15 protein-coding genes and 1 tRNA gene are annotated in these 12,487 nt (G+C 64.7%); 10 read left to right on the forward strand and 6 right to left on the reverse strand.

From position 1 onward, the window contains the following. Nucleotides 1–30 precede the first annotated feature (30 nt). From ACFULT_RS10445 to ACFULT_RS10455, 3 genes are read right to left on the reverse strand one after another with little or no spacing between them, the layout of a single operon-like run. Nucleotides 31–513: a very short patch repair endonuclease gene (locus ACFULT_RS10445; protein WP_378481418.1), complete on the reverse strand. Its 483-nt coding sequence runs from the start codon at nucleotides 511–513 to the stop codon at nucleotides 31–33. A gap of 25 nt (nucleotides 514–538) precedes the next feature. Next, nucleotides 539–1,366: a hypothetical protein gene (locus ACFULT_RS10450; RefSeq protein ID WP_037108090.1), complete on the reverse strand. Its 828-nt coding sequence runs from the start codon at nucleotides 1,364–1,366 to the stop codon at nucleotides 539–541. Beyond that, entirely contained in the window at nucleotides 1,363–2,526 is a 1,164-nt protein-coding gene (locus tag ACFULT_RS10455; protein WP_051104792.1) for a DNA (cytosine-5-)-methyltransferase, read from the reverse strand. Before ACFULT_RS10455 ends, ACFULT_RS10450 begins: the two co-directional genes overlap by 4 nt. Before the next feature lie 226 nt (nucleotides 2,527–2,752). Between ACFULT_RS10455 and ACFULT_RS10460 the strand changes: the two genes are divergently transcribed. Both ACFULT_RS10460 and ACFULT_RS10465 read left to right on the forward strand, forming a co-directional pair. Beyond that, nucleotides 2,753–4,543 carry an ABC transporter ATP-binding protein gene (locus ACFULT_RS10460; protein WP_378481419.1) on the forward strand — a complete coding sequence of 597 codons (1,791 nt, stop codon included), beginning with the start codon at nucleotides 2,753–2,755 and terminating at the stop codon, nucleotides 4,541–4,543. After that, nucleotides 4,536–6,380, forward strand: a complete 1,845-nt coding sequence (locus tag ACFULT_RS10465; protein ID WP_378481420.1) for an ABC transporter ATP-binding protein — start codon at nucleotides 4,536–4,538, stop codon at nucleotides 6,378–6,380. The genes ACFULT_RS10460 and ACFULT_RS10465 overlap by 8 nt, the downstream gene beginning before the upstream one ends. Before the next feature lie 6 nt (nucleotides 6,381–6,386). Here ACFULT_RS10465 and ACFULT_RS10470 read toward each other — a convergent pair whose 3' ends face one another. After that, nucleotides 6,387–6,710, reverse strand: a complete 324-nt coding sequence (locus ACFULT_RS10470; protein WP_037108741.1) for a hypothetical protein — start codon at nucleotides 6,708–6,710, stop codon at nucleotides 6,387–6,389. A gap of 177 nt (nucleotides 6,711–6,887) precedes the next feature. Between ACFULT_RS10470 and ACFULT_RS10475 the strand changes: the two genes are divergently transcribed. Then, nucleotides 6,888–7,403 (forward strand): putative glycolipid-binding domain-containing protein, encoded by a 516-nt coding sequence (locus ACFULT_RS10475; RefSeq protein WP_378481677.1) that lies wholly within the window; start codon nucleotides 6,888–6,890, stop codon nucleotides 7,401–7,403. On the opposite strand, the gene ACFULT_RS10480 is transcribed toward ACFULT_RS10475, so the two are convergent. Further along, nucleotides 7,376–8,344 carry a prephenate dehydrogenase gene (locus tag ACFULT_RS10480; RefSeq protein ID WP_094720424.1) on the reverse strand — a complete coding sequence of 323 codons (969 nt, stop codon included), beginning with the start codon at nucleotides 8,342–8,344 and terminating at the stop codon, nucleotides 7,376–7,378. The two genes, ACFULT_RS10475 and ACFULT_RS10480, sit on opposite strands and share 28 nt — an antisense overlap. 54 nt (nucleotides 8,345–8,398) lie before the next feature. Between ACFULT_RS10480 and ACFULT_RS10485 the strand changes: the two genes are divergently transcribed. The 7 genes from ACFULT_RS10485 to ACFULT_RS10515 all read left to right on the forward strand — a co-directional run bounded on the left by ACFULT_RS10485 (nucleotide 8,399) and on the right by ACFULT_RS10515 (nucleotide 11,986). Next, nucleotides 8,399–8,962, forward strand: a complete 564-nt coding sequence (locus ACFULT_RS10485; RefSeq protein ID WP_037108100.1) for a tRNA adenosine deaminase-associated protein — start codon at nucleotides 8,399–8,401, stop codon at nucleotides 8,960–8,962. Then, nucleotides 8,959–9,411: a nucleoside deaminase gene (locus ACFULT_RS10490; protein ID WP_094720425.1), complete on the forward strand. Its 453-nt coding sequence runs from the start codon at nucleotides 8,959–8,961 to the stop codon at nucleotides 9,409–9,411. Before ACFULT_RS10485 ends, ACFULT_RS10490 begins: the two co-directional genes overlap by 4 nt. Before the next feature lie 92 nt (nucleotides 9,412–9,503). Further along, entirely contained in the window at nucleotides 9,504–9,701 is a 198-nt protein-coding gene (locus tag ACFULT_RS10495) for a CsbD family protein (RefSeq protein WP_033190058.1), read from the forward strand. Nucleotides 9,702–9,759: 58 nt separating this feature from the next. Next, a tRNA-Ser gene (locus ACFULT_RS10500) sits at nucleotides 9,760–9,850 on the forward strand. 101 nt (nucleotides 9,851–9,951) lie between these two features. Further along, the gene (locus ACFULT_RS10505; RefSeq protein ID WP_378481421.1) at nucleotides 9,952–10,668 is read left to right on the forward strand and encodes a siderophore-interacting protein; all 717 of its coding nucleotides are present in this window, start codon (nucleotides 9,952–9,954) and stop codon (nucleotides 10,666–10,668) included. Between the two features lie 235 nt (nucleotides 10,669–10,903). After that, complete coding sequence (locus tag ACFULT_RS10510; RefSeq protein WP_378481422.1) at nucleotides 10,904–11,479, forward strand: WHG domain-containing protein; 576 nt, start codon at nucleotides 10,904–10,906, stop codon at nucleotides 11,477–11,479. Nucleotides 11,480–11,497: 18 nt separating this feature from the next. Continuing rightward, nucleotides 11,498–11,986 carry an FBP domain-containing protein gene (locus ACFULT_RS10515; RefSeq protein WP_037108152.1) on the forward strand — a complete coding sequence of 163 codons (489 nt, stop codon included), beginning with the start codon at nucleotides 11,498–11,500 and terminating at the stop codon, nucleotides 11,984–11,986. A 42-nt stretch (nucleotides 11,987–12,028) separates the two neighbouring features. Here ACFULT_RS10515 and ACFULT_RS10520 read toward each other — a convergent pair whose 3' ends face one another. Continuing rightward, the gene (locus ACFULT_RS10520) at nucleotides 12,029–12,487 is read right to left on the reverse strand and encodes a hypothetical protein (RefSeq protein ID WP_378481423.1); all 459 of its coding nucleotides are present in this window, start codon (nucleotides 12,485–12,487) and stop codon (nucleotides 12,029–12,031) included.

Here is a 12,487-nt window from a genome sequence, read left to right on the forward strand (position 1 = left end):
CTTAGTTCCCGCCACCCCCGTTTTGGTGGGTCAACCTGTCCCGGCCCCCACGTTGGCTTTGGGACAGCCACACGCCCCCACCGCCACGTTCGCTCCCGAAGAGGGCGAGGATTCGAGGGCGTGCAGGACGAGTGCTGCGGCGTCGCTGACGGGTTCGTGCTCCCAGATTCGGACGACGGTCCACCCTTCGGTCCGAAGGCGGTCGTCGGTGTCGCGGTCACGGGCGACATTGGCGGCGAGTTTGTCCGCCCACCACTGGGCGTTGTTGCGTGGTTTCGTCGCGTGCACAGGGCAGCTGTGCCAGAAGCAGCCATCGACGTAGACGGCGACCTTTCGGCGAGGAAAAACGATGTCGGCCCGACGCCTCATACCCTTCAGCGGGGCACGGTCGACGAAATATCGCAGGCCGAGCCGGTGCAACTCTCTGCGCAGCGCTACCTCGGGCTTGGTGTCGCGTCGCCGCTGCTTGCTCAGCCGCGCACTGGTAGCGGCATCGGTCACCGGTCTCCCCACGACTCCAAACTAGCTCGCCGGTCCCCTAGCCGTCTTCGCTGTCCTCGGGCTCGGACCAGGTGGGTGCGAATTTGTTGCGGCGCTCGACTTCGCCGTGGACGACGGAGACGAAGTCGTCGAAGGACAAGGTCTGAGTGTCCGACGGCCTGCCGTTGCGAGGAGGGGATTCGTCGACGTCGAAGAACCGGACTTCACCGTCCGGGTCGTAGAGGCCGATGAAGACTTTTTCGAACAGGTCGTACCGAGTGTCCTCGGCACCGAGGTCGACCCACATCTTGCCGGTGCCGCCGACGACAGCGCGTTTGCCGCGACCCGACCGCTTGGACAGCGTCGTGACGTGGTGCGCGAAGGAGGACTTGCCGATGTCGCTGGCCTTGGAGGCGTCACCGTCGTCGCAGGTGGCGAAGGGCTCGAACATCACTGCGATCAGCACGCTGTACGGCTGGCGCTGGTGTAGGACCATGGCCTCACCGCGCAGCTCGTGATCGTTGCGGACGATGTTCTTGGTCCAGCGGCCGAACTTGCCGGTCCGCGGGCTGAAGTCCCGGAAGCTGTAGGTCTTGATGGAGACGCACAGAATCAGTCCCAGCGTGGGGTCGAGTGCTTTCACATCCAGCCTTTTGCGGCCTTTCGCGACGTCGACCTGTGCTTCCTGGCCGACGCCCATCGCGTCGGGAGTGATGTTGGGATAGTGCGGGCGCAGGGCGTCGGCGACGGTTTGTGCCAGGTGGTTCGAGAGCCGCTGCGCGTAGTTCTTCTTGTCACTGCGATCGGCGTCCGGTGCGGGCTTGTCGCCGGCGAGGGCGAGCGGCCGGGCCAGTGCCGGTGGATCGGGAAACAGATGCTCGCTCATGCGGCCGGGACTGCACGAGACGTCGGGCTGGGGTGCCCGCCCATACGGTCGAGGTGGGACTCGACGTCGTCGAGAAATCCCGGTTGGAACCGAAGATTGCCCATTCGAGCGCGCTTGAGGAATCCGGCCGTCGCCCGAGCCGAGAGCAGCTGGGAATCGTCGAGAAAGTCACTGAGGTTCTCGTAGGGCTCGTGCACCGGCCACGTCGAGCGGTGCACGCGGTACGCCGAGCCCTTCGCCCCCCACGCAGCGGCAGGCCAGGCTTGACCGGGGAGGATCTGAACGTCGTCGGAGTCGTCGTGGACCTGCGGGCGCTCGATCTGCGCGGCGACCCACGACGCCATCCGGACACTCACCGCGTTGCCGACGAGCTTCCATCGGTGCCCGGCCCTGACGCCCGGCAGACCGAGTGCCGGTGCAGTCCAGTCCGGGTCGAACCCCTGCAGTCGCTCCGCGCCGACGATCCCCGGCGTGACGATCTCGCCCGACGGCAACCGAACAGCCGGGGGACTGGCGATACCGAGGGACGAGCCGCCCTTGAGCGTCGGAACTGCGTTGACTGCCCAGCCGAGCCCGCGGGTGCCCTCGGTCCAGTAGAAACCGCACGGCTGCTCCGACGGGTCACCGTCGGGAAGAGGGCCTTCGTCCTGCGCGAACAGGATTTCGCGTGGGTCCTCGGTACGGGACGCGAGCATGAGGACGCGCTGACGGCGTTGCGGGAGACCGAACGACCTGGCGTCGACGACACGGTAGGCCCACATGTAGCCGAGATCCGACAGAGCGTCGGTGATGTGACGCATCGCGGCACCGCGGCCGAGTTGCAGCATGAACGGAACGTTCTCGATCAACAACCACCGAGGCCCGTTGCGGCGCTTGACCAAGCGGAAGACCTCGTCGACGAGCCCGGAGCGTTCCCCGGTGATGCCCGCCGTACGACCCGCCTGCGACAGGTCCTGGCACGGAAACCCGGCTGCGACGAGCTCGGTGCCCGACGGCAGCGCGCGGAGCTTGGTGACGTCACGGTGAAGCGGCACATCGGGAAAGTGAGCACCGAGAACTGCGCCGGCGCCGGGGTCGATTTCGCACAGCAATTCCGTCGACCAGCCCTGCTCCGAGAGCCCCAACTCGAGCCCGCCGATCCCGGCGAACAGCCCGACCATCGATCGCGAACCCACGCGCACCCTTCTCTCCCGTAACCGAAACTCGTGGAGAACGTTACTCGAGAAGTACGACAGGTTTTCGCAGGCGCACGGTAGCAGGGCCGAGTCGCGCTTGACCTGAACGTTGGTTCAGGTTCGACGATGGAATTCGGCAGTTGAAAAATCGGTTGGTCGAAGTGCTGTCGCGATGAAACCATTCATGCGAGGCCGAGTAGGGAGAGCAAACGTGTCGACGGGTGTACTGGAAACGCAGGAGAAGACGGCTGCAGTGCCGAACCTTCAGCAGGACGCACCCAGTTCGCTGGCGAGGTTTCTACCGTTTCTGGCCCCGTACAAGTGGTATTTCATCGGGTCGATCGCTGCGTCCATCGTCGCCACGCTGACGGGTTTGGTGATTCCGCTGGTGTTGCAGGGGGTCATCGACGGCCCCATCGCCGACGGCACCTTCGCCGGTGTGTGGTGGCCGGCGGCGTTGGTCCTGCTGCTGGGGACGATCGATGCGGTCGGTATATGGATTCGGCGCTACTTGGTGTCCGCGCCGTCGAGCCAGTTCGAGATATCAGCCAGAGCAACGGTTTTCGACAAGCTGCAGAGATTGTCGGTGTCCGCTCACGAGGGCTGGGAATCGGGTCAGCTGCTCTCTCGGGCTATTGCCGACCTGTCCTCGCTGCGACGCTTCGTGGCGTTCGTCGGGCCGTTCATCATCATCAACAGCGTCACGTTGGTGGTCGGCCTCGGAGTCCTGTTCGTTCAGTCCTGGCAGCTCGGTCTGATCATGTTGATCACGTCCGTGCCGTTGGTCGTGATCTGTACCAGGTTCGAGACGCTGTACCGGGTAGTTGCCCGTGATGCGCAGGACCAGGCAGGTGATGTGACCACCACCGTCGAGGAATCCATTCAAGGCATCCGGGTGCTGAAGGCGTTCGGCCGCAGCGCCCACCTCGGGCGTCGCTTCCTGCGAGAGGCCGCGACGCTGCGTGGGACAGAGATGAAAAAGGTTCGCTACCTTGCCATTCTGTGGTCCTTGATAGTCGGGATCCCGCCGCTCGGGATCGGCGCGATGTTGGCGTTCGGCGCGTATTCGATCGTCCAAGGGACGATGACGGCGGGCATGCTCGTCGCAGCCATGGCCATCGTCGCGTTCCTGCTCTGGCCGATCGAGGCATTCGGATTCCTGCTGGCCGAGCTGAACAACGCTCGAACGGCGGCGGACCGGTACTGGGAAATCATGGACACGGCGGAGACCATCACCGAACCCGTCGACCCAGTTGCTCTCCCGCAGGACGCACGCGGAGTCCTCGAATTCCGGGACGTCGGATTCACGTTCCCGGACGCGGAATCGTCGCTGCTCACCGACGTCGATTTCCGGATCGACCCGGGTGAGACGGTCGCTCTCGTCGGCGTCACCGGTAGCGGCAAGACCGCGCTGACCAATCTGGTTCCCCGGTTGTTCGACGTCACCTCGGGTTCCATCACCGTCGACGGAATCGACATCAGAACCTTGTCGCTCGCGGATCTTCGGGCGGTGGTGTCGGTTGCGTTCGAGGACCCGGTGCTGTTCTCGGCGAGCGTCCGCGAGAACGTTGCGTTGGGTCGACCCGATGCGACGGACTCCGACGTCGACGAGGCTCTCGGCGTCGCGCACGCGCGGGAGTTCGTCGAGGCATTGCCGTGGGGGCTCGACACCCGGATCGGCGAGCAGGGAATGAGCCTGTCCGGCGGGCAGCGTCAGCGACTCGCGCTGGCGAGGGCGGTACTCGGCAAGCCGCGGATCCTGGTGCTCGACGACCCGCTGTCCGCGCTGGACGTGGGCACCGAGGCACTCGTGCAACAGGATCTACGGCGCGTACTGACGCACTCGACGACTCTGCTCGTCGCGCACAGGCCGTCTACTGCCGCACTCGCAGACCGAGTGCTCTACCTGGAGAACGGAACAATCGTGGAGCAGGGTACGCACGAGCGCCTGTTGGCGACGTCGGCGCGGTACCGCCACGTGATGGGGTCTCTCGATGACTGACGAGAACGAGAACGATCAGAGCCCGCGCGACGACACCGTCAGTTGGCGCGGAGTCGCGAACGAGGAATCCGACATCGACCGCACCGGCAATTCGATTCTCGCCGGCCGATCGAGGCGGTTACTGGCGTCGCTCGTGAGGCCGTACCGGAAGCAGGCGTTGCTGGCGCTCGCGATCATCGTCGTCGACAACATCGCGTTCGTGGCCGGTCCGTTGTTCATCGCGTACGCGTTGGACAACGGAGTGTCGGCTGCGATCGAGGGCAGGTGGGCGCCGCTGGCGTGGACTGTGTTCGGGTACATCGCATTCGGCATCCTCGGAACAGTCACCACGTACACGTTCCTGATGGTGTCCGGGCGGCTGAGCCAGGCGATTCTGTTCGACCTCCGCCGCCGTGTGTTCGATCATGCTCAACGGTTGAGCTTGTCCTTCCACGAGCGGTACACGTCGGGCAAGCTCATCTCACGGCTGACGAGCGACGTCGAGTCGCTGCAGACGCTGCTCGAAAGCGCCCTGAACGACGCCTTGTCCGCGGTGCTGTCCATCGTCAGTATCGCGATCATCCTGGTGTACCTCGATGTTCCGCTTGCATTGGTGGTGCTCGCGGGCTTCGTGCCGCTGGTGCTGATCACCCGCTGGTCGCAGCGTAGGCAACGCACCGGTTACCGGCGCACGCGAGTGGCGATCGCGAAGGTCGTCGTCCACTTCGTCGAGTCGATGGGCGGTATTCGCGCGGTCCAGGTTTTCCGGCGCGAGAGAAGAAACAGCACGATTCTGAAGACCGAGGACACCGAATATCGCGACGCGACGACGGTTGCTCTGCGGGGGATGGCCACCTACACCGGCGCCGTCCGATGGATCGGAAACGTCACTCTCGCGATCATCCTCGTGTTCGGCAGCTTCCGAGTGATCAACGGGCACTTGGACATCGGAGTGCTCGCCGCGTACGTGCTGTATCTGCGTCGGTTCTACGGTCCGCTCGACGAACTCGCCATGGTATTCAACGCCTACCAGTCGGCCGCTGCGGCGCTGGAGAAGATCTCGGGTGTGCTGGAAGAAGAGCCGTCGGTGGAAGCGCCGACGGCTCCGGTGGAATTGGATACTGCGCGAGGCGACATCGACTTCGACGCGGTCCACTTCGCGTACACCAGGGACCGCGTCGTGCTACCGGAATTCTCGCTGCACATCCCGGCCGGGCAGGTCGTGGCGATGGTCGGTGCCACCGGCGCCGGAAAGTCCACCCTCGCCAAGCTGCTCGCGCGGTTCTACGACCCGACGCAGGGAACAGTGCGTCTCGACGGCGTCGACCTCCGAGAACTGGGTGACGAGAACATGCGTCGACACATCGTGATGGTCACGCAGGAGTCGTTCCTGTTCTCCGGATCGGTCGCGGACAACATCCGCCTCGGCAAACCCTCGGCGACGGATCTAGAGGTGGCGGCCGCCGCAGACGCTGTTGGACTCACCGAGTTCATTTCGACGCTGCCGGACGGGATCGACACCGATGTCCGCAAACGCGGCGGACGGCTTTCCTCCGGCCAACGTCAACTCGTCGCGTTCGCGCGGGTGTTCCTGGCGGCGCCCGCGGTGATCGTGCTCGACGAGGCCACCTCCAGCCTCGACATCCCCAGCGAGCGGCTGGTCCAGCGCGCGCTGGAGACGATTCTGCAGGGCCGCACGGCGCTGATCATCGCGCACCGGCTTTCCACCGTCGCCATTGCCGACAGGGTGTTGGTGATGGAGAACGGCCGGATCGTCGAGGACGGTTCGCCCTCGGATCTCATCGAGGAGAAGGGGCGATTCGCCGACCTGCACGAGCTCGCGGCGGCGTCGTCCTGAGCGTCGTCACCACGGTGCGATGGGCGGCTTGACCCACATGATCTTTTCGTCGGCATGCTTCGGGGAGGCCGCCGGGTGGTCCGGGTTCGACGACGCCCATTCGTTCTTGCGGTCGAGGAGTTCGGCGGTCATCGTCCACGTCTCGAGCGTGCTCGGGGGAGTGATGTCCGCAGCTCTCGCGAGCTTGCGTCGGGCGGCGTCGGTCATCGCGAGCAGTTCGCTGCCGTCGATGTCACGTTCCCAGACGTAGCGCGCCAACGCCGTTGCCTTGTCCTGTCGAGATTTCGCGGCCTGTTCGGAGTGCGCGAAGTCGAAGCCACCTCCAGTCATGTCGATCACAATAATGTGCCTCGAGAACGAAAAATCACCACAGCTTGTTCCGATGGCCCCCCTGTCGCTTAACGTAGTCGGGTGACCACTCCAACTTCGGGTGCAGAAGCCGCCCCTTCCGTGACCACTTCGACCTGGCCGGCAATTCTGACCTGGCGAGCACACGACGTACCCCGCATGGAGTCGGTCCGCGTCCAGCTGAACGGAAACCGAATCAAGGCGTCGGGCCGCATCATCGGCGGCGCCTGCGACGAACATCCCGCGTTCAGTGCGTCGTACGACCTGGTGACCGACGAGAGCGGCATCACCCGCAGGCTATCCCTGCGCACCGCAGTTGCCGGCGGCGAGAAGCAGGCATCGGTGAGCCGCGACAACGAGGGCTACTGGATGATCGAGGGGTCCCACGCGTCGCAGCGTTCCACCTACAACGGTGCGCTCGACGTCGACGTGGTCCTGAGCCCGTTCTTCAACACCCTGCCGATCCGCAGGCTCGGTCTGCACACCGATTCCTCGGACGTCGTCGTTCCGGTCGTGTACGTCAATCTTCTGGACCTGAGCATCCAGGAAGCAGGCTTGACCTACAGCAGCGGCGCCGACGGCATTCACGTGCTCTCGCCGGTGTCCACCTCGTCGGTGACGGTGGACGCCGATGGCTTCGTTCTCGACTACCCGGGGCTCGCCGAGCGGATCTGACGCACGACGCCGCCTCGGCGGCCGGCGGACCGGAATTTCTCGATCCAGTCGTTGTCGCCCGGCTCGACGCCGGTGATGTCGAAACGTTCGTGCTGCTCGTACTGTCCTCGCGCGGCATGGCCGGCGGTGACCAATGTGCGGGTCGACCCTTCGTCGACAAGTTCGCTGCGCGCCGCAGTCAGCAGGTCCAGAGCGGCATCGAGCGCGTCGGTGAGGGCGACGGCGTTGCCTTCGCACATGGCCCGAACCAGATCGGGCGCCGACGACGCCACGCGCGTCCCGTCTCGGAACGAGCCGGCGGCCAGCCCCAGCGCGAGAGGGTTCGCGGCGCCGACCTGGGCCAGTGCCTCGGCCAGTAGGTGAGGCAGGTGCGAGATGCGTGCGACGGCGCGATCGTGTTCGGCGCTCTCGACCGGGATCACGACGGATCCGCAGTCCACGGCCAACGACGCGACCTGACGCCACACCTCGGGATCGGCCCCGTCGTCGACGCCGACGACCCACACCGCGTCCTGGAAGAGGTCGGGATCGGCCGCGGACCAGCCGGACCGATTCGTTCCTGCCATCGGGTGTCCGCCCACGTAACGCGCCGACAACCCGTGCCGCGCGACGGCCGCCGCGACCTCGGCCTTGACGCTGACGACATCGGTGATCGGATTGTTCGGGGCGTGCTCGGCGACGGCAGCCAGAATGCCGTCGACGGCGGGCATCGGAACACCGACGACGATCAATGCCCCGGTCTCCGCCGCCCGGGTGAGTGCAGCCGTCAAGTCGGTGCCGGTGTCGAACCCGGCCTCGGCCGAGCCGGCGATGGCGTCGGCGGAACGGTTGTATCCCCATGCGGTTCGTCCGGCGCGAACAGCAGCCTGCAGAACCGATCCGCCGATCAGCCCGAGCCCGAGCACACAGACATCAGTGTTGGTCACGGCACCTAGTTTCACAGGTGGACACGGTGGACTTCATTTCGAGGCGGTAAGGCGACTACCGTTGCGCGCATGGCTGCACAGCGCGGGAGTAACAACTCCGCCAAGGCGAAGAAGTTCGACGGTCCGAGCAAGGAGACCTTCGACGACCTCGAAGGGTTCGGCGTTGCCGTCGTCCGCGAGGACGGCAAGTGGCGCGTGACCCCGTTGACCACGGCTGCGTTGTCCTCCCTGTCGACAGCAGAGACCGAACTGCGCGAGATGCGTAGCTCCGGGGCGGTCTTCGGGCTCCTCGACGTCGACGACGAATGCTTCGTGGTGCTACGGCCCGCGCCGTCGGGTACCCGACTTCTTCTGTCCGACGCCAGTCTTGCAGGCGAGTACGACATCGCCGCCGACGTTCTCGACGAACTCAACGTAGAGATTCCCGATTTCGACCCGGACGAACTCGACGACATCGAACCGTGGCCCGAGGGAGACATGGGCCTGTTGGCTGATCTGGGCCTGCCGGAGGCGGTCATGGGCATCATCGTCGCCGAGACCGACCTCTACCCGGACGAGCAGCTCGGCTCCATCGCAGGCCGTCTTGGATTCGCCGACGAGCTGTCCGCCGTGCTGGACAAGCTGCCTCGGTGACCGACGAGGACCTCGTTCGCGCGGCGTTGACCGCTGCGCAGGGAGCGTCCGATCTCGACGTCCCCGTCGGTGCCGTCGTGTACGACGCCGACGGGCGAGAACTGGCCCGTGCGGCCAACGCCCGTGAAGCGACCGGGGATCCAACGGCCCACGCTGAAGTTCTCGCGCTCCGCGCCGCGGCGTCACGCCACGGCGACGGGTGGCGACTCGAAGGCTGCACGCTGGCCGTCACCCTCGAACCATGCACGATGTGTGCGGGCGCTCTGATACTCGCACGGGTCTCACGCGTCGTGTTCGGTGCCTGGGAACCGAAGACGGGCGCCGTCGGCTCGTTGTGGGACGTCGTGCGGGATCAGCGGCTGGCCCACCGCCCCGAAGTCCGCGGCGGCATTCTGGAGAACGAATGTGGCGACGTCCTACGCCGATTCTTCGACGCCAGACGCTTATGAAACTCTCATGTTTGCTGCCTCTACCTGTGGGTAAGCCGTGGTCGGGGAACGCGGAACACGCGTTCTGAATTACGCATCCTCAGGAGGCAAAAATGGGACTCGACGACAAGATCGGTAACAAGGCCGAGGATCTGGGCGGCAAGGCCAAGGAAGCCACCGGCGCAGCCACCGGCAACGAAGAGCTCCGCCAGGAAGGCAAGGGCGACCAGCTCTCGTCTGCAGTCAAGGACGGCGCCGAGAAGGTCAAGGACGCAGCCTCCAACATCAAGGACAAGCTCACCGGACACTGATCCTGCCGCTTGACCAGGCGATTTAGCCTCAGGCCGCTACTGCGGTATTGTTCTTCGCGGTGGCGTGTCCGAGCGGCCTAAGGAGCACGCCTCGAAAGCGTGTGACGGGTAACCCCCGTCCGAGGGTTCAAATCCCTCCGCCACCGCCAAAACTCCCCACCTGCATCTCGCAGGTGGGGAGTTTTTTGTGTCACTGTCTCGCGTCGATCTACACAACAAACCACTCGGTTGATTAGGGTACCCTGCCCTCATGAGCAGAGGCGTTGAAGGCATCATCATGAAGGCGTACAAGACGGACGACTACAAGTTGACCGTCACGTCCAGGGAACACGTCACCGACAAGTACGTTCGCGTCGGCTTCGACGGTGGCGGATTGCTGAAGAACCACCCGGTCCACCCGACGCAATGGGTCCGCCTGTGGATCGACGACGGCACCGGCAAGGAACGCCAGCGTGGGTACACGCTGACGCAGCAGGACCCCGCAATGGACACATTCGTCATCGAATTCGCCGTCCATTACGGCCCCGCGTCGAAGTGGGCCGAAACCGCCGAAGCCGGTGACGTCCTCGAAGCCACCCTGATGCGCGGAAACAACGGTTCCAGCTTCGAGGTCCCCGAGCCCGCGCCGTCGGAGTTTCTTCTGTTCGGCGATACCGCATCGCTCCCGGCGATCAACACCATCCTCGACGCCCTCGGTGACACTCCGGCGAAGGTGTGGCTCGAATGGCAGTACGAATCCGACCCGACCCTCCCCGTCCACGCAGGACCCAACACCGAAGTGACCTGGCTCCAGCGCGTTGACGACGGTCGTCTTCTGCGCGAGCAAGCAGAAGCTCTCACGCCAGCATCAGACGCATTCGCCTGGATCGCGTGCGACGGCCGAACCACGCGCTCGATCGTCAAGACCTTCAAAACCGTCCACGGCTTCGCGAAGGATCGCATCAAGTCGCAGGCGTACTGGAAGTAGCGCCGGCTCTCCTTGCCGCTTGAATGACCCATTCATGTTGTCTGTCAACATGAATGGGTCATTCATGCGTTTGGGGGTCGCGTCGAACTTCGTTTGAATGAGCCTGCCAAGCTGTCTACGCGTGTGAATGGACCATTCATGCGATGGGTAAACGGTTTGCAGCAAACCTTGCTTGCATCTACTATTTCCTAGTCGACTTAGGTAAAAGCCGGTGTCGGCTAGGGAGGGGGTAACGATGGCGCGTGCAGGGCTCAATGCTGCTCGCCTCACTGCGGCGGCGGCGGACATGGCGGACGAGATCGGGTTCGAGAACGTCACCCTTCTTGCCCTGGCCAAGTCGTTCGGCGTGAAGGACGCCAGCCTCTACTCGCACATCAAGAATTTGCGAGATCTCCGGCAACGGGTGGCTGTCGCCTCGCTGTCCGAACTGGCCGATTGGGTATCCGACGCCGTGGCGGGGCGGGCGGGCAGAGATGCGCTCGTCGCGTTCGCCAACGCGTACCGCGATTTCGCCCGCCAACATCCAGGGAGATACGACTCGACTCGATACGAGCTCGATGCGGACGTGGCGCTCGCGAGTGACGCACGCAAACACTCGCATATGTCGCGGGCGATCCTACGCGCGTACAACTTGCCCGAACCCGACGAAACCGATGCAGTCCGCTTGCTGGGCAGTACATTTCATGGCTTCATCGAGATCGAGAGCTCGGGGGGATTCGGCTACGGCATCCCCCCGCGAGAATCCGAACAGACGTGGCAGCGAGTACTCGACGTACTCCACCACGCACTCGAAAACTGGCCGAAGGCCTGACGTTCCGGGAGAACACACATGCAGTCCATCACCGAGAAAGAGATCAGACAGTCGTTCGTGAACTGTTCCAAGGGCGACGCCAAACGACTGAACCTGCCATCCACCCTGACCGACACCGACTGGGAACAGTTGGATTTCCTCGGTTGGTCCGACCCGTCGTACGCAGGTCGAAGCTACATCGTCCTACCCAAGGGCGACGAGCTGGTCGGCGTCGCGCTCAAACACGAATCCGGCGGATCCGACCGCGCGCAGATGTGCACCATCTGCACGACGACGCACTCACGCGGCGACGTATCGCTCATGACCGCCAAGAAGACCGGCGAATCAGGGCGGCGCGGAAACACCGTCGGCACCTACATGTGCACGGACCTACTGTGCTCTCTGTACGCACGAGGCAAGAAGACCCCGGCGCTGGGCAACCGGTACCGCGAGAACCTCAGCACCGAGGAGCGCGTCGTACGGGTTCAGGAGAACATCGAAGCATTCATCGCCAGGCTGTACACCTGACAGCTGTACACCTGACAGCTGCTTCACTCCCGCCGCCTCGGTCTAGCAGCTGCCGCGACCGGCAGCGTCCAAACCGCGGAGCATCTGCTGCTGGTCCTCGGAGGGAACCGTCGACCAGCTCGGATTGCCTTGCAGCTGTGCGGAAATCCCCTGGACGGTCACGTCCCGCGGAGCTCCGGTGACAGCGAGGGCATCGATCGCGGCAAGGAACTGCTGGCAGGTCTCGACGTACAGTTGCTCGCCGGTGGGCCGGTTCGACCCGTCACCCTGGTCGATGGGCAATTGCACGGGTGCCGGTGGGGGAGCGTCCGCCGGTGTGGTCTCGGGTACGACGGATTCGGCCGGAGCGGCAGGCGGCGACTCCGCAGTCGTGGAAGGGGCGGGCGTCACCGTCGTCGTCGACGTGGAGGGTGTGCTGGGCGCGGCCGAAGGCTGATCGTCCGAGCTGCATCCGGCAAGTGCTAGCACCACTACTGCGCCCGCGACAATGGTCCGCTTCAT

This window comes from Rhodococcus sp. NPDC057297 (assembly GCF_042667435.1).
Lineage (GTDB): Bacteria > Actinomycetota > Actinomycetes > Mycobacteriales > Mycobacteriaceae > Rhodococcoides.